Origin of the sequence: Hydrogenophaga sp. OTU3427, from assembly GCF_038440225.1 — a bacterium.
Taxonomy (GTDB): domain Bacteria; phylum Pseudomonadota; class Gammaproteobacteria; order Burkholderiales; family Burkholderiaceae_C; genus Hydrogenophaga.
Genome location: NZ_JASATI010000056.1, coordinates 1 through 15,173, shown reverse-complemented (window position 1 = coordinate 15,173; position 15,173 = coordinate 1). Strand labels below are relative to the sequence as shown.

Annotated in this window: 13 protein-coding genes; 9 read left to right on the top strand and 4 right to left on the bottom strand. The window is 70.6% G+C overall.

The genetic code is table 11. The features are described 5' to 3' along the window. Nucleotides 1–33 precede the first annotated feature (33 nt). The 8 genes from AAHB17_RS21780 to AAHB17_RS21745 all read left to right on the top strand — a co-directional run bounded on the left by AAHB17_RS21780 (nucleotide 34) and on the right by AAHB17_RS21745 (nucleotide 7,642). Nucleotides 34–471, top strand: coding sequence for an RbsD/FucU family protein (locus AAHB17_RS21780; RefSeq protein WP_342133066.1), 438 nt, complete (start codon nucleotides 34–36; stop codon nucleotides 469–471). Beyond that, nucleotides 468–1,172, top strand: a complete 705-nt coding sequence (locus tag AAHB17_RS21775) for a GntR family transcriptional regulator (RefSeq protein WP_342133065.1) — start codon at nucleotides 468–470, stop codon at nucleotides 1,170–1,172. Before AAHB17_RS21780 ends, AAHB17_RS21775 begins: the two co-directional genes overlap by 4 nt. Then, nucleotides 1,169–2,095, top strand: a complete 927-nt coding sequence (locus AAHB17_RS21770; RefSeq protein ID WP_342133063.1) for a dihydrodipicolinate synthase family protein — start codon at nucleotides 1,169–1,171, stop codon at nucleotides 2,093–2,095. Before AAHB17_RS21775 ends, AAHB17_RS21770 begins: the two co-directional genes overlap by 4 nt. 56 nt (nucleotides 2,096–2,151) lie before the next feature. Continuing rightward, the gene (locus tag AAHB17_RS21765; RefSeq protein WP_342133062.1) at nucleotides 2,152–3,159 is read left to right on the top strand and encodes a sialic acid TRAP transporter substrate-binding protein SiaP; all 1,008 of its coding nucleotides are present in this window, start codon (nucleotides 2,152–2,154) and stop codon (nucleotides 3,157–3,159) included. Between the two features lies 1 nt (nucleotide 3,160). After that, nucleotides 3,161–3,640: a TRAP transporter small permease gene (locus tag AAHB17_RS21760; protein ID WP_342133061.1), complete on the top strand. Its 480-nt coding sequence runs from the start codon at nucleotides 3,161–3,163 to the stop codon at nucleotides 3,638–3,640. Between the two features lie 52 nt (nucleotides 3,641–3,692). Further along, on the top strand, nucleotides 3,693–4,991 hold the full coding sequence (locus AAHB17_RS21755; RefSeq protein WP_342133060.1) for a TRAP transporter large permease: 1,299 nt from the start codon (nucleotides 3,693–3,695) through the stop codon (nucleotides 4,989–4,991). 186 nt (nucleotides 4,992–5,177) lie between these two features. After that, a complete protein-coding gene (locus AAHB17_RS21750) occupies nucleotides 5,178–6,107 on the top strand; it encodes a ribokinase (protein ID WP_342133059.1) in 930 nt (309 codons plus the stop codon). Continuing rightward, the gene (locus tag AAHB17_RS21745) at nucleotides 6,104–7,642 is read left to right on the top strand and encodes a UxaA family hydrolase (protein ID WP_342133058.1); all 1,539 of its coding nucleotides are present in this window, start codon (nucleotides 6,104–6,106) and stop codon (nucleotides 7,640–7,642) included. The genes AAHB17_RS21750 and AAHB17_RS21745 overlap by 4 nt, the downstream gene beginning before the upstream one ends. A 132-nt stretch (nucleotides 7,643–7,774) precedes the next feature. Here AAHB17_RS21745 and AAHB17_RS21740 read toward each other — a convergent pair whose 3' ends face one another. Then, nucleotides 7,775–9,244, bottom strand: a complete 1,470-nt coding sequence (locus tag AAHB17_RS21740) for a sensor domain-containing diguanylate cyclase (RefSeq protein WP_342133057.1) — start codon at nucleotides 9,242–9,244, stop codon at nucleotides 7,775–7,777. Between the two features lie 113 nt (nucleotides 9,245–9,357). Here AAHB17_RS21740 and AAHB17_RS21735 point away from each other — a divergent pair, with 113 nt between their 5' ends. Continuing rightward, nucleotides 9,358–10,722, top strand: coding sequence for an FAD-dependent oxidoreductase (locus tag AAHB17_RS21735; protein WP_342133055.1), 1,365 nt, complete (start codon nucleotides 9,358–9,360; stop codon nucleotides 10,720–10,722). Between the two features lie 10 nt (nucleotides 10,723–10,732). On the opposite strand, the gene AAHB17_RS21730 is transcribed toward AAHB17_RS21735, so the two are convergent. The 3 genes from AAHB17_RS21730 to AAHB17_RS21720 all read right to left on the bottom strand — a co-directional run bounded on the left by AAHB17_RS21730 (nucleotide 10,733) and on the right by AAHB17_RS21720 (nucleotide 14,965). Beyond that, nucleotides 10,733–11,740 (bottom strand): Bug family tripartite tricarboxylate transporter substrate binding protein, encoded by a 1,008-nt coding sequence (locus tag AAHB17_RS21730; protein WP_342133054.1) that lies wholly within the window; start codon nucleotides 11,738–11,740, stop codon nucleotides 10,733–10,735. Between the two features lie 59 nt (nucleotides 11,741–11,799). Next, complete coding sequence (locus AAHB17_RS21725) at nucleotides 11,800–13,800, bottom strand: oxidoreductase (protein WP_342133053.1); 2,001 nt, start codon at nucleotides 13,798–13,800, stop codon at nucleotides 11,800–11,802. A gap of 196 nt (nucleotides 13,801–13,996) precedes the next feature. Continuing rightward, a complete protein-coding gene (locus tag AAHB17_RS21720) occupies nucleotides 13,997–14,965 on the bottom strand; it encodes a Bug family tripartite tricarboxylate transporter substrate binding protein (RefSeq protein ID WP_342133051.1) in 969 nt (322 codons plus the stop codon). Nucleotides 14,966–15,173: the final 208 nt, after the last annotated feature.

The following is a 15,173-nucleotide window of genomic DNA, read 5'->3' as shown; positions in this document are numbered from 1 at the left end:
ACCGTGCTTACCCTAGGTTCAGGCCCCGCCGCTATGCTCAAACACCTGCCCCCGCTGCTCACGCCCGACGCCCTGTTTGCGCTGGCCAGCATGGGCCATGGTGACGACGTGGCCATCGTGGACGCCAACTTCCCCGCCGCGCGGGTGGCGGCGGCCGGTGGCGCGCGTCTGGTGCAGCTGCCGGGCGCCGATGCACCGGCGGCGCTGGCGGCCGTGCTGGCGGTCTTGCCGGTGGACGATTTCGAGCCTGCGCCCACCCGTTTCATGGAAGTGGTGGGCGAGCCGGGCGCGGTGCCGCCGCCGGTGGCGGCTTTCCAGGCGCTGCTGGCCGAGGCCGGCGAAGCGCCCGCGCAGGGCCTGGAGCGCCACGCCTTCTACGCCGCTGCGCAAAGCGCCTTCGTGATCCTGCGCACCGGCGAAGGCCGGCCCTACGGCAACCTGCTGCTGCGCAAGGGCGTGGTGCGTCAATGAGCACCGCCCGCATGCCCAGCCTGCGCGTGCAGGCCTACGAAAACTTCCGCGAGCAGATCGTGCGGGCGCAGATCCGCCCGGGCCAGTTCATCTCGCAGCGCGAGCTGATGCAGCTGCTGGGCATGCCGCTGGGCGCGGTGCGCGAACTGATCCCGCGCCTGGAGGCCGAAGGCCTGCTGCAGACCGTGCCCCAGCGGGGGCTGCAGGTGGCGCAGGTGGACGTCAAGCTGATCAAGAACGCCTTCGAGCTGCGCCTGCTGCTGGAGCGCGAGTCGGCCATACGCTTCGCCCAGGAGGCCAGCGACGCCGAGCTGGCGCAGATCGAGGCCGAACACCGCTCCATCGTCGAGCGCGCGCGCAGCGGCCCCATCGACGAGGCCCTGCTGGCCGAGGCCACCCAGGTCGACTGGGGCCTGCACGAGCACATGATCGACGCCATGGGCAACGCGCTGATCTCCGAGATCTACCGCATCAACAGCCTGCGCGTGCGCCTGATCAAGTTCGAGAACTCCAGCCTCTCGGCCGACATCCTGCTCGCCGCCATGGAAGAACACCTGTGGTTCATCGAGGCGCTGCGCCGCCGCGACGCCACGGCGGTGGCCGACCGCCTGGGTCACCACATCGAGAGCGCGCGCCGCCGCGTGCTCGGACTGCCACGGCCCACCCTGCCGTGGTCATCGCAAACCACCACCACGACATGAACACCCCTTCCAAGAAAAAGCCCTTCGTCGGCATCTGGACCGCCATGCTGACGCCGCTGGACGCGGCGCAGAACATCGACCTCGACGCCTTCGCCGCCCACGCGCTGCACCTGCTGGCCTCGGGCTGTGGCGGTGTCACCGCCTTCGGCACCACCGGCGAGGGACCGTCGTTTTCGGTGGCCGAGCGCATGGCCGCGGTCGAGGGCCTGATCGCCCGGGGCGTGCCGGCCGAGCGCATCATCGTCGGCACCAGCTGCACCGCCGTGCCCGAGACCGTGGCCCTCACCCGCCACGCCACCGCGCTGGGCGTGCACGGCTGCCTGATCCTGGCGCCCTTCTACTTCAAGGGCGTGTCCGACCAGGGCATCATCGACAGCTTCCGCCAGATCATGGACCAGTCCATGTCGCCGGGCCTGGCGGTCTACCTGTACCACATCCCCCAGGTCACGGGCGTGCCGCTGTCGCAGCATGTGATCCGCAGCCTGTTCCAGGCCTACCCGCAACACATCCTGGGCATCAAGGACAGCCAGTGCGACCAGGCCCATTCGCTGGCGCTGGCGGCCGCCTTCATGAAGGACCTGACGGTCTACGTCGGCTTCGAGCCCGACCTGCCGGCCCTGGGCCGCGAGGGCAGCACCGGCGCCATCAGCGGCCTGGCCAACTTCGTGCCCCGCCTGGTGCACCGCCTGGTGGCCGATCCCGACGGTCCGGGCGCGGCGCGCGACCTGGCGCGCGTCAAGGAGATCCTGACCGTGTTCGACGGCTTCTCGCTGATGCCCGCGCTCAAGACCGTGATGGCCGAACGCGACGGCAACGCCGCCTGGCTCACGGTGCGCGCGCCGCTGGTGGCCGTCACGCCGGCCGAGCAGCCCGAATTGCGCCGCCGCATCCAGGCCTTGGCGCTGGACCCCGAGATCGACTGAGAATCCCGCTTCCCCTTCCCGTTTCGCCCCGTCACCACAACCACCAGGAGACAGACATGACCCCTTCCCTGATCCGCCGCGGCCTGCTGGCCACCGCTTCCGCCCTGGCCCTCAGCGGTCTGATGGCGCCCATCGCCCAGGCCCAGACCAAGGTGCCGCTGCGCATCTCCACCCCGGCCGTGCCCGACGACTGGCACGCCAAGATGTGGACGGTGTTCAAGGACGCGCTGGACAAGAGCGCGCCGGGCGAGTTCGATGTCCAGATCAACCTCAACGCCTCGCTGTTCAAGCAGGGCACCGAGCCGGCCGCCATGGCGCGCGGCAACCTCGAGCTGTCCAGCATCTCGGCCTTTGACATCGCCAAGCTGGTGCCCGAGTTCTCCATCTTCACCGCCGGCTATGTGATCCAGGACCCGCAGCAGCAGCAGAAGGTGTTCAACGGCCCCATCGGCCAGGAGCTGTTCAAGACCGTGTCCGAGAAGATGGACGTGACCGTGTTGTCCACCGTCTACCTGGGCACCCGCCAGGTCAACCTGCGCGAAACCCGCAACGTGCGCACGCCGGCCGACCTCAAGGGCGTCAAGCTGCGCATGCCGGGCTCCAAGGAGTGGCTGTTCCTGGGCGAGGCCCTGGGCGCGACCGCCACGCCGCTGGCCTTTGGCGAGGTCTACCTGGGCCTGAAGTCCGGCACCATCGACGGCCAGGACAACCCGCTGCCTTCGGTGCGCTCGGCCAAGTTCTACGAAGTGACCAAGCAGATCGTGCTGACCAACCACCTGGTCGACGGCATCTTCCTGTCCATCGCCAACAAGACCTGGAACGCGCTCACGCCGGCCCAGAAGCAGAAGGTGCAGGCCGCGGCCACGGCCGCCGCGCAGTACAACAACGAGAACCGCATCAAGGAAGAGGGTCAGATCATCGACTTCTTCAAGCAGCAGGGCCTGCAGGTGACCACGCCCGACCAGGCCGCCTTCCGCAGCCACGTGCAGCAGGTCTACCTGAACTCCGAGTACGCCAAGGTCTGGCCCAAGGGCCTGATCGAGCGCATCAACGCCGTCAAGTGACATGGAACGCTGGTGCATCCGGGCCGCCAATGCCCTGGGCGGCGGCCTGTTCCTGATCCTGTTCGGGGTCTTCATCGTCCAGATCGTGGCGCGCTTCGGCTTCAACCAGCCGCTGCCCTGGACCGACGAGGCGGCGGTCATCCTCTATGTGTGGGTGATCCTGTGGGCGGCGGCGGCGGTGGTGCCCGAACGCGAGCACGTGGTCTTCGACCTCGTGTGGAACAGCGTGGGCCAACGCGCCCGCCTGGTCATGCGCATCGTCGGCCACCTGATGGTGGGCGGCCTGGCGGCGGTGGCCATCCCCGCCAGCTGGGACTACGTCCACTTCATGCAGCGTGAAGGCACGCCGGTGCTGGGCATTCCTTTCATGTGGGTCTTCCTGCCCTTCGTGCTGCTGCTGATCGGCCTGGTGCTGCGCGCCGCCTGGGCCATCTGGACCGCCCTGCAGGGCAAGGGCCTCGAAGCCGAACTGCGCCTGTGATCCCGGGCGTCCGCTGTGGCGCCTCCTTCTTGCCTGTCAAAGGTCGTTTGCAATGTCGCTCGGAATTCTCATTCTCGCGGGGGTGCTCGTGCTGGGCATGCTGCTGCGCATGCCCATCGGCTTCTCCATGCTCGCCTCCGGCGTGGCCTACCTGCTGGTCAAACGGCAAGACCTGGGCCTGGTGGCCGAGCAGGTCAGCAACGGCCTCTACAACAGCTACGTGCTGCTGGCGGTGCCGCTGTTCGTGTTCGCCGCCAACATCATGAACGCCGGCACCGTGAGCGAACGCATCTTCGACTTCTGCCGCATCCTGGTGGGCCGCATGCGGGGCGGCCTGGCCCAGGTCGACATCCTGGTCAGCGTGATCTTCTCGGGCATGAGCGGCAGTGCCATCGCCGACGCCGCCGGCCCCGGCCTGGTGACCATCAAGCAAATGCTCAAGAAGCCCGAATACAGCCGGGGCTTCGCCGGTGCCGTGGTGGTGGCCAGCGCCACACTGGGCCCCATCATCCCGCCGTCCATCCCCATGGTGATCTACGCGCTGGTGTCCGGCGCCTCGGTGGGGGCGCTGTTCCTGGCCGGCGTGGTCCCGGGCGTGCTGATGGCGACGCTGATGATGACCGTGGTGCATTTCATCGCCGTCAAACGCAACATGCCACGCGAGGACAAGATCCCCCTCAAGGACTGGCCGCCCATCCTGTTCCGTGGCGCGCTGCCGCTGTCCATGCCGGTGGTGCTGCTCGGTGGCATCTATTCGGGCGCCTTCACGCCCACCGAGGCCGCCGCCGTGGCCGCGCTGCACGCCCTGATCCTGGCCGGCGTGGTCTACCGCGCGCTGACCTGGCGCAGCTTCTGGGGCGTGGTGATGGAGTCCACCCGTGGCAGCGCCGTCATCACCCTGATCCTGGCCGGCTCCTTCATGCTCAACTACGCCTTCACCGCCGAGGGCGTGCCGCAGGCCATGGCGCAGTGGGTCGACAGCATGGACCTGGGCCGCATCGGTTTCCTGCTGCTGGTCAACGTCATGTTCCTGGTGCTGGGCTGTTTCCTCGACGTCTCGGTGCTGTTGCTGGTCTTCGTGCCCATGCTGCTGCCGGCGGTGGCCCTGCTGGGCATCGACCTGGTGCACTTCGGCGTGCTGGTGGTGCTCAACATGATGATCGGCCTGATCCATCCCCCGTTCGGCATGCTGCTGTTCGTCACGAAGGCGCTGACCGGCATCCCCATCGGCGAGATGATGAAGGAGGGCTGGATGTTCATCGTCATGCTGCTCATGCTGCTGCTGGCGCTCACACTCTTTCCGCAAATCGTTTTGTGGCTGCCCCAAACCATGGGCTATGGCGTGAAATGAGGCCCCCACGCTCCACCGCGGCGCGGGTCGCTGGCCTTGCAGGCCGCGGCGCTGCCGGAGTCAGCGCCTCTTCGGGCTGTCCAAGCCTGCGCAGGCAGGCTTGGAGCCGCAGCCCTCAGCCCCGAGGGGGTGCGGGCCTCGCCTTGGGGCGGCCCGGCGGCGGGCCCCTCTTCAAGGAACTTTCGCATGAATCCTGATGTGGTGGTGGTCGCCAGCTGGAACGCCGACCTGACCTCGCGCGTGGCGCGCCCGCCCTTGCGTGGTGAAACCCTCATGGGCCATGGCTTCGAGGTCGGGCCCGGTGGCAAGGGCAGCAACGCCGCCGTGGCGGCGGCGCGCCAGGGCGCCCGGGTGGCCGTGGTGGCCCGCATCGGCCGCGACGACTTCGGCCGCATGGCGCTGGCGCTGTGGGCGCGCGAGGGCATCGTCACCGACGCGGTGGCCCAGGCCGCGAACGAGCCCAGCGGCGTCGCCCAGATCTTCACCTACCCCGATGGCGACAACAGCATCGTGGTCAGCCCCGGCGCCAACGCCGGCCTGGACGCCGCCCAGGTGCGCGCGGCGGCGCCGTACGTGGACGCCTGCCGCGTCACCGTCGCCTCCTTCGAGGTGCCGCTGGACGCGGTGACCGAAGCCTTTCGCAGCGCCCGCGCGGGCGGCGCCCTGACCCTGCTCAACCCGGCGCCGGCGCAGCCGCTGCCACCCGGGCTGGCGCCGCTGGTGGACGTGCTCACGCCCAACCAGACCGAGGTCAACCTGCTGGCCGGTCTGCCTCCGGAGGCCGATCCGGCCGCCGCGGCCCAGGCGCTGCTGGCCTTGGGCGTGGGTGCGGTGGTCGTGACGCTGGGCAAGGATGGCGTGTTGCTGTTCCGCCCTGGCCTGGCGCCCCACCGTGTGCACGGCTGGACCGTGCCGGTGACCGACACCGTCGGCGCCGGCGACACCTTCACCGGGGCGCTGGCCGCCGCCCTGGCGCGTGGCCTGGCCCTGCCCGACGCCCTGCCCATCGCCAACGCCGCCGCCGCGCTGTCGGTGCGCGGGCGCGGCGCCATCGCCGGCATGCCTTCCCTGTCCGAGGTCAGCGACTTTCTCGCCGCCCAAGCCCCTGCCCCATGAACACCACCACGCTCTCCCCCGTCATCCGCCTGCACCCGGCCGACGATGTGCTGATCGCCCGCACCCAATTGCTGGGCGGCACCGCCATCCCGGGCGAGGCGGTGGTGGTCTCGGGCCTGATCCCTCCGGGCCACAAGCTCGCGGCGCGCGCCATCGCCCCCGGCGAGGCGGTGCGCCGCTACGGCCAGGTCATTGGTTTCGCCACCCAGCCCATCGCGGCCGGCCAGCACGTGCACACCCACAACCTGGCGGTGGGCGACTTCACCCGCGACTACGCGTTTTCGCAGGACGCGGCGCCGGTCACGCCGGCCGATGCGCCCGCCAGCTTCATGGGCATCGTGCGCGCCGATGGCCGCGTGGCCACGCGCAACTACATCGGCGTGCTGACCTCGGTCAACTGCTCGGCCACGGTGGCACGCGCCATCGCCGACCACTTCCGCCGCGACATCCGGCCCGAGGCCCTGGCCGGTTTCGAGCAGGTCGATGGCGTGGTCGCCCTGACCCACGGCGAAGGCTGCGCCATCGACGCGCGTGGCGAAGGCCTGTTGGTGCTGCGCCGCACGCTGGCGGGCTACGCCACCCACGCCAATTTCGCCGCCGTGCTGGTGGTGGGCCTGGGCTGCGAGACCAACCAGATCGACCAGTGGCTGGACGCCGAGGGCCTGCACAGCGGCGCGCGCCTGCGCACGCTCAACATCCAGGACGCCGGGGGCACGGCGCGGGCGGTGGCCCAGGGCATCGCGGCCGTCGCGGCCATGCTGCCCGAGGCCAACGCCGTGACGCGCCAGCCCGTGCCCGCCAGCCACCTGGTGGTGGGCCTGCAGTGCGGCGGCTCCGACGGCTACTCCGGCATCTCGGCCAACCCGGCCCTGGGCGCGGCGGTGGACCGCCTGGTGCGCCACGGCGGCACCGCCATCCTGTCCGAGACGCCCGAGATCTACGGCGCCGAGCACCTGCTCACCCGCCGCGCCGTCACGCCCGACGTGGGTCAGCGCCTGGTCGACCGCATCCGCTGGTGGGAAGACCACTGCGCGCGCCACGGCGCCGCCATGGACAACAACCCCTCGGCCGGCAACAAGGCCGGTGGCCTGACCACGGTGCTGGAGAAGTCACTCGGCGGCATCGCCAAGGGCGGCAGCACGCCGCTGGTGGCGGTGTGCGAATACGCCCAGCCGGTGCACGCCAAGGGCCTGGTCTTCATGGACACGCCGGGCTACGACCCGGTCTCGGCCACCGGTCAGGTGGCCGGCGGCGCCAACCTGATCTGCTTCACCACCGGGCGCGGCTCGGCCTACGGCTGCGCGCCCACGCCCTCGCTCAAGCTGGGCACCAACACCGCGCTGTGGCAGCGCCAGGCCGACGACATCGACCTCAACTGCGGCGGCATCATCGACGGCGTGGACAGCATAGACGCCGTGGGCGAGCGCCTGTTCCAGCAGATGCTTCGCGTGGCCTCGGGCGAGCGCACGCGCAGCGAAATCCACGGCTACGGGCAGAACGAGTTCGTGCCGTGGTCCCTCGGCACTGTGACCTGAATGGCCCACCCCGTCGCTTGCCCACTGCGTGTGGCCGCATCCCCCTCAAGGGGCGACACCAGCCGTCCGGCAGAGCCGGCCCGGCGGTGTCCCCCGGTTTGACCGCTTCAAGCCTGCGGGAGTGGCTTCGGCCTAGCTTTTGCGTCTCTCGATTTTTTGGCTGGCGTAGTACTGCGCCTTGGCGGCGTACATCTCGCGGTCGGCGGACTGGCAGGTGAGTTCCAGGTCGCCCGCGTGGGTGCAGGTGGCGATGCCGATGGCGAAGCTCAGCGTCTGGCCGGGGTAGAACTGGTTGTTGAGTTCCAGCATCGAGTCGATGTGTTCCTTCAGGCGCTCGGCGCCGGCGCGTTCGGTGCCCGGCAGCAGCACCATGAACTCGTCGCCGCCGATGCGCGCCGCGCAGGCCGGCTCGGCCACGGCCTTGGACAGGACCTCGCCAGCGCGCCGCAGCAGGGCGTCGCCGGCCGCGTGGCCGTTGCTGTCGTTGGCGTTCTTCAGGCCGTTGAGGTCGATCGCCAGCACGCTCACCGGCCACGGGCCCTTGCGTGAGAGGCGGTTGAGCTCCTCGATGTAGAAGGTGCGGTTGCGCAGCTTGGTCAGGGTGTCGTGTTTGCCGAGGTACTCCAGGTAGGCCTCGGCCTTCTTGCGCGCGGTGATGTCGACCAGCGACACCAGCACCAGGTCCCAGCCGACCTCGTGCCCGGCCAGCACGCCGAACTGCATGTGCACGTGCATGAGGTTGCCGGCCAGCGAGTAGTTGACCACCTCGCGCTGCTGGAAGGTCTGGCCCTTCCAGAGGTCGATCAGCTGTTCGGCGAAGGAGTCGTGCATCTCGCCGCGGAAGACCTTGTCGATCTGGCGCAGCAGGGTGTCGCGGTCGGCCGCGCCGAACATGCGCAGCGTCTGCTGGTTGACGTCGATCACGCGGATCTCGTGCATGCAGCGCGTGACGAATTCGGGGTGCACGTTGATGAAGGTCCGCAGGTCCTCGATGCCCTGCGCGCGCACCTCGTCCATCAGCCGGCGCACGGCGCTGAAGTCCTCGACCCACAGCGACACCGGCGAGAAGCGGAACAGGTTGTGGGCGTAGGCCTCGCTGGCCTGCAGCCGGGCGGTGGCCTGCACCCGTTCGGTCACGTCCTGCAGTGACACCAGCACGCGGTCCCAGTGCGCCTCGTGCCCTTCGAGCACGCGGGCCTGCACCTCGACGTTCATGCGGCGACCGCCGAGGCTGTAGTTGACCGAGGGGCTGCTGAAGCCGGTGCCACCCTCCCACAGCTGCACCATCTCCTGGCCGAACTGCTGCAGGGTGTCGTCGCCGAAGACCTTGCTGAGCTGGCCCACCAGCTCTTCCTGGTCGGCGGCCTCGAACATCTCCAGCGTGCGGCGGTTGACCCGCAGCACCATGGGCGCGGCGGCCACCTGGGCCAGGCGCTCGGGCTGCCGCGCGAACATGTCGGCCAGATCGGTCACGCCTTCCGCGCGCCAGCCGTCGAACAGCCGCTTGATGCCGCTGTAGTCCTCCAGCCAGAGGGACACGGGCGCGAGGTCGAACATGTGCTCGTAGTCGGCACCGGAAGAGGGGGCAGGAACGTGGGACATGGGGGCGAGGGGCAAGGGCAACGCAGGTGGGTATCCGACACTGTAACCCCGCCCGGTGCCCGAGTTTGGGTCCTGGGCGCCACGGCCTGCCTGGGCTGTGCGAGCATGGGTGCATGAAGACCCCACACCCTGATGCCGTGCCCGCTCCCGAGGGGGATGTCGATGTCGCCATCCTCGGTGCCGGCGCCGCCGGCATGCTGGTGGCCTTGGCCGCTGCCGCGCGTGGCCTGTCGGTCCTGCTTTGCGACCCCACGTCCGACCAGGCCAACAACTTCGCCATCAGCGGTGGGCTGTTCCCGGCCGCGGGCTCGCGGCTGCAGTGCGCTGGCGGGGTGACCGACGATGGCCCGCAGCGCTGGCTGCAGGACGTGCGCGACTTTGCCCCCGGGGCGGTCAACGAACACATTGCCGAGTCGGTGGCGCACGCGCTGCCGGAGGTGACGGCCTTCCTGCTCGACGGCTGCGCCGCTCCGCTGCGCTGGCTGCCCGACATGCCCGCGCCCGGCCACAGCGCCCTGCGTTTTCACAGCGTCACGCCGGCCTCGGGCGCAGCCTTCCACGCCTGGTTCCGGGGCGCACTGCGCGACCACGCTGGCATCACCTGGTGGCCCGAGGCGGTGTCGGTAGAGCGCCGGGCCGACGGTTTTGTGCTCGGTGCTGCCGCAGGCAACGAGCGGCGCGCCCGCCAGCTGGTGCTGGCCGGCGGTGGCTTTGGCGCCAACGCCGAGCTGGTCGCGCGCTTCATTCCGGGCATGGCCGGCGCGCTGCACAACGGCTCGCCCACCAACAACGGCAGCACCCTGGCGCTGGGCCTGGCCTGGGGCGCTCAGTTGTGGGGCATGGACGGCTACCAGGGCCAGGGCCACACCCACCTCGGCGGTGCCACGCGCCTGGGCATGTCCATCCCCACGCTGGGCGGTGTCATGCTCAACCGCGACGGGCAACGTTTCGTGCGCGAGGACGTCGGCCCCTCGGCGCTGGCGCCCTGGGTGCTGGCCCAGCCTGGCGGCGTGGCGCTGGAGGTGTTCGACGCCGCCATCGAAGCGCAGCTGGGCAACCACTCGGCCTACCAGCAGGCCGTGGCCGCCGGGCGCGTGATGGCGGCCGACAGCGTGGCCGCGCTGGCCGCCCAAGCCGGGGTGGACGCCGAGGCGCTGCAGGCCACGCTGGACACCGTGGCCCAGTGCGCCCAGGGTGCGGCCAGCGACGCCCTGGGGCGGCGTGGTTTTGCGCGTGCGCTGCGTCCGCCCTACAAGGCATCGTGGGTCACCGGCGCGCTGTCGCACACCCAGGGCGGGCTGCTGACCGACGCACACGGCGCGGTGCTGGGCACCGACCAGCGCCCGCTGCCCGGTGTGTTTGCCGCCGGCGGCTGCGCGGCCGGCCTCTCGGGCCTGGGCGCCGACGGCTACCTGCCGGGCAACGGCCTGGCCCAGGCGTTCGGGCTGGGCTGGCGCGTGGCGCAGGCGCTCGGCTGAGCACCCACCCTCACTCCGCCTTGGCGCCCGAGATCTCGACCGCGCGCTTGAACTTGGCCATTTCCCGGACGTGGAAGCTGGCGGTGTCGGCCGGGGTGGCGCCCACCACCGTGGCGCCCTGGGCTTCCAGCTGCTGGCGCACGCCCGGGTCGTCCAGCGCCTTCTTCACCTCGGCATGGATGCGGGCCACCACGTCGGCCGGGGTGCCGGCCGGGGCCATCAGCACGATCCAGGCGGTGGCGTCGAAGCCGGGGATGAACTCCGACATCGCCGGCACCTGCGGCAGTTGCGGCGAGCGTGCGGCCGAGGTGACGGCCAGGGGCACCACGCTGCCGGCCTTGATCTGGCCCACCAGCGAGGGCAGGCCCTCGACGCCGGCCTGCACCTCGCCGGCCATCACCGCCTGCATGGCCGGCGCGCCGCCGCGGTAGCCCACGTGGGTCAAGCGGATGCCGGCGTCGGCCTTGATGAGCTCCATCACGAGGTGCGAGGTCGTGCCCGGGCCCGATGAGGCGTGGGCGAGCTTGTCGGGCTGGGCCTTGGCCGTGGCGATCAGCTCGGGCACGGTCTTGAAGGGCTGCTTGGGGCTGGTCACCACCACCTGTGGAAACGACACCAGCTGGCTGATGGGCGTGAAGTCCTTGAGCGCGTCGTAAGGCAGCTTGGCGAACAGGTAGGGGTTGATCGCCATGGTGCCGGGCGAGCCCAGCAGGATGGTGTGGCCGTCGGGGCGCGCGCGGGCCGCGAAGTCGGTGCCGATGTTGCCGCTGGCACCGGTCTTGTTGTCCACGTTCATGCCCTGGCCGGTGTTGGCCGCCACCTTCTGGGCAATGATGCGGGCCACCACGTCGACCGCCGAGCCGGCGGCAAAGGGGTTGACCCAGGTGACCGGGCGGGTCGGCCAGTCGGCGGCCCAGGCGCTGCCGAGCAGGCCGGCGCCCATCAGCGGCAGGGCCAGCAGCCGGGCCAGGGTGCGGCGGCGCGCGGTGGCCGGGGTCGAGGCAAGCGGTGTGTTCATGGTCTTCTCCGAAAAAGGGGTGGGTGCGGCCCCTGGTGGTGCCTGTGGGGCACCGGGGCTCATGCGGTTCTCCCTGCTTGAAATCCCTGCGCCGTGGCCGACATCGTGTCGCCCGGCTGGTGGCAGTCGCCCAGCGTGTGCACCACCAGGCCGGCGGCGCGCAGCGGCGCCAGCAGCGCGTCGTTGGGCCGCCGGGGCGTGGCGTAGGTCAGCAGCGCCACGGCCTCGATGCGCCCGGCCGGACCACCGTACACGCTCTCGATGTCCAGCGCGGCGCTGTCCTCGAAATCGTCGCGCCAGCGTGGCAGCACCTGGGTGTGGACCACCACGCCAGCGTGGTGCAGGCGGCGCAGCACGCTCTGGCGGGTGACCAGGCTGCAGTCCCGCGCGATGGCGTCAAAAGGTGTGAGCAGCACGACCCGCTCGAACAGCGCGGCCAGGCGTTCGACCACGGCGTAGGTGGCTTCCACCGGGTCCAGGTCCCAGACCACGGCGGTGCCTGGCTGCCGCCGGTGCAGGTGCGCCAGTTGTGTGCACAGGGTGGGCAGGTCCGGCACCAGGCCGTCGGCCTGCAGCGTGGCGGGCAATTCCAGCGGCCACAGCGGCGTGGCGCCGGTGGCCAGCAGCACCAGATCGGGCGCCAGCGCCAGCACGTCGTCGGCGCTGGCCGCGCGGCCCAGGTGGAGCGCCACACCATGCGCCTGGGCCTGTAACAACTGGTGGTCGAAGATGCTGGAGAGCGACTGCAGGGCCGGCAGCGTGGCCGTGAGCCGGGTCTGGCCACCCACCTCGGCGCTGGCGCCCAGCAGGCTCACGCGGTGGCCGCGCGCGGCCGCCACCCAGGCGGCCTCCAGGCCGGCGATGCCGGCACCCACCACCACCACGTGGCGCGGTGTGGTGGCCGGGGGCAAGGGCTCGTCCTCGACCCCCAAGGCCAGGGCCGGGTTGTTGTCGCAGGCGATGGGGCGGTCCGACACGATGGTGCGCCAGCAGGTGTTGCACGAGACACAGGCGCGGATGGCCGCGGCCCGACCGGCCGCGGCCTTGTGGGGCCATTGCGCATCGGTGATCAGCGGGCGGCCCAGGCCGATCAGGGCGATGGCCGGGTCGGCCAGCAGGGCCTCGGCTTCGGCCGGGTCGGTGATGCGGCCCAGCGCCATCACCGGCACGCCGCGTGCTTGTTGCGCCAAGCTGCGGATCAGCCCGGCGTAGGGCAGGCGCGGGCCGGCGGCGTCGGGCAGGTGCATCTCCAGCGTGCGGGCATGGGCGCCTTGGGCGAAGGCCAGGTAGTCGGGCCGGCAGCCGTCCAGCAGGGCCGCGAGCAGGCGCTCGGCCTCGGCCGGCGGGATGCTGTCGGGCAGGCCGTCGTCGCCGGGCAGCTTCAGGCCCACCGCGAAGTGCTCGCCGCAGGCGGCGTGCACCGCGTTGACCATCTCCACCAGCCAGCGGCTGCGGCCCGCGGCGTCGCCGCCGTAGCCGTCCTCGCGTCGGTTGGCGCGCGGTGACAGGAAGAGGTGGAACAGGTGGCCGTGGCAGGCCGACAGCTCGATGCCCGAGAAGCCGGCGCGCTGCAGGCGCCAGGCGCGCTCGGCCACCATCGCCACCCAGTCGCGGACCTCGGCCGTGCTCATGGCGCGCGGCATGGTGCCGCTGAGGTCGTCGGGCAGGGCGCTGGGCGCCAGCGTGGCGTGACCGCGCCCGGGCACGTGGCGGCCGCGGCCCGGGTCCTGGACCTGGCCGATCAGGCGGCAGCCGTGAGACTCGACCGCTTCCGACAGGCGCCGCAGGTCGGGCACATGGCTGTCGTGCCAGGTCGCCAGACGGGCCGCGCCCTGGCCGGGGTGCAGGCCCAGCGGTTCGGTCACCAGCAGGGCGGCGCCGCCGCGCGCCCGTGTGCGGCAGTAGGCCAGGTAGCCGTCCGACAGCCGCCCGGGGGTGCCCAGGCGGGTCGAGATGGATGCGTGGGCGATGCGGTTCTTCAGTCGCAGGCCGCTCTGCCGCAGTGGCTCGAACAGGCGTGGATAAGGTGGTGCGCCGGGGGCGTGATCGGGGTGTGACACAGTGCTCGTTGAGGCTGCCAAGGGTGTGTGCAGGTGCACACGCCAACCTGTGTCGCAGTGTGTGAGCGGGTCAATGTCCTGTCAATGGAACATTTTGTCCCGGGCAGTAGGACATTCGATCGAGGGCCGCCGGCACGGGGCGCAAAAAACCCGCCAGGAGGCGGGTGGGTGCGGTCAGGTTTCGCCAGGGGCGGCGTCACTGCGGTTCGATCTTGGCCTCGCGGATGGCCTTGGCCCACTTGGCGGTTTCCAGCCGGTTGCGCTCGCCCAGTTGCTGGGGCGTGCCCGGGTCGGCGGCAAACCCGTTGGGCGAGAACTTGTCGACGATGTCCTTGCTGGTCGCGGCCGCGTTGAGGGCGGCGTTGAGCTTGTTGATGGCTTCGGCCGGGGTGCCGGCCGGCGCGAAGGCGGCGAAGTAGGCGGTCAGCTCGTAGTCCTTCAGGCCCAGGGCCTCGTTGACCGTGGGCAGTTCGGGCACGGCGGCGGCGCGCTTGGACGAGGTCACGGCCAGGCCGCGGATCTTGCCTCCCTTGTGCTGTGGCACGGTGACGGCGAAGTCGGCGGTGAAGACCATCACCTGGCCGCCGATCAGGTCGGTCATGGCGGCCGGGCCGCTCTTGTAGGGGATGTTGTTGAACTGCACGCCGGCCATGCTGGCCAGCATGGCCGAGGACACCTGTTGCGAGGTGCTGGCATAGGCCACGCTGACCTGGCCGGGCTTGGCCTTGGCCATCTCGACCAGGTCCTTCAGCGTCTTGACCGGCAGGTCGTTGTTGACCGCCACCATCAGTGGCACCGAGCCGAGGTAGGCCACGGGCGCGAAGGCCGTGTCCTGGTCGTAGGGCAGCTGCTTCATCAGGTACTTGAGCGCCGCGTTGGTGCTGTTGGTGCCCAGCAGGATGGTGTAGCCGTCGGGCGCCGCCTTGGCGACGTCGGCCGCGCCCAGCATGCCGTTGACGCCGGGCTTGTTCTCCACCACCACGGGCTGGCCCAGGGACTCGGACACCTTGGCCATGAAGGCGCGGCCGATCTGGTCGGTGGCGCTGCCGGCCGCGAAGGGCACGATGACCTTGATGGGTTTGGTCGGGTAGCTCTGGGCCAGGGCGACGGTGCCGGCCAGGGCGCTGGAGGCCAGCACGGTGAGGCGCAGGAGGGACTGACGCATGGGGGGTGTCTCCGTTGTGTGGTGTGAATCAGCGGACGAGTTTAGGCGCGTGGCTCTACCTGCGCTCTCATGGTTATCGCTGAGAGCCTGTTCATGATCTGAACGGGGTCACGTTGGGACGCAATCGGGATGAGTTGACCGCACAGACCCGCCGCATGGGCTCATGCCCATGCAAGGGGATGGGTGGGCAAATCGCCCGATTTCGTCC

Coding starts and splice junctions, on each gene's coding strand:
- AAHB17_RS21720 (WP_342133051.1), bottom strand. CDS start 14,965: ATGCGTCAGTCCCTCCTGCGCCTCACCGTGCTGGCCTCCAGCGCCCTG.
- AAHB17_RS21750 (WP_342133059.1), top strand. CDS start 5,178: ATGAATCCTGATGTGGTGGTGGTCGCCAGCTGGAACGCCGACCTGACC.
- AAHB17_RS21740 (WP_342133057.1), bottom strand. CDS start 9,244: ATGTCCCACGTTCCTGCCCCCTCTTCCGGTGCCGACTACGAGCACATG.
- AAHB17_RS21775 (WP_342133065.1), top strand. CDS start 468: ATGAGCACCGCCCGCATGCCCAGCCTGCGCGTGCAGGCCTACGAAAAC.
- AAHB17_RS21755 (WP_342133060.1), top strand. CDS start 3,693: ATGTCGCTCGGAATTCTCATTCTCGCGGGGGTGCTCGTGCTGGGCATG.
- AAHB17_RS21760 (WP_342133061.1), top strand. CDS start 3,161: ATGGAACGCTGGTGCATCCGGGCCGCCAATGCCCTGGGCGGCGGCCTG.
- AAHB17_RS21730 (WP_342133054.1), bottom strand. CDS start 11,740: ATGAACACACCGCTTGCCTCGACCCCGGCCACCGCGCGCCGCCGCACC.
- AAHB17_RS21735 (WP_342133055.1), top strand. CDS start 9,358: ATGAAGACCCCACACCCTGATGCCGTGCCCGCTCCCGAGGGGGATGTC.
- AAHB17_RS21745 (WP_342133058.1), top strand. CDS start 6,104: ATGAACACCACCACGCTCTCCCCCGTCATCCGCCTGCACCCGGCCGAC.
- AAHB17_RS21780 (WP_342133066.1), top strand. CDS start 34: ATGCTCAAACACCTGCCCCCGCTGCTCACGCCCGACGCCCTGTTTGCG.
- AAHB17_RS21765 (WP_342133062.1), top strand. CDS start 2,152: ATGACCCCTTCCCTGATCCGCCGCGGCCTGCTGGCCACCGCTTCCGCC.
- AAHB17_RS21770 (WP_342133063.1), top strand. CDS start 1,169: ATGAACACCCCTTCCAAGAAAAAGCCCTTCGTCGGCATCTGGACCGCC.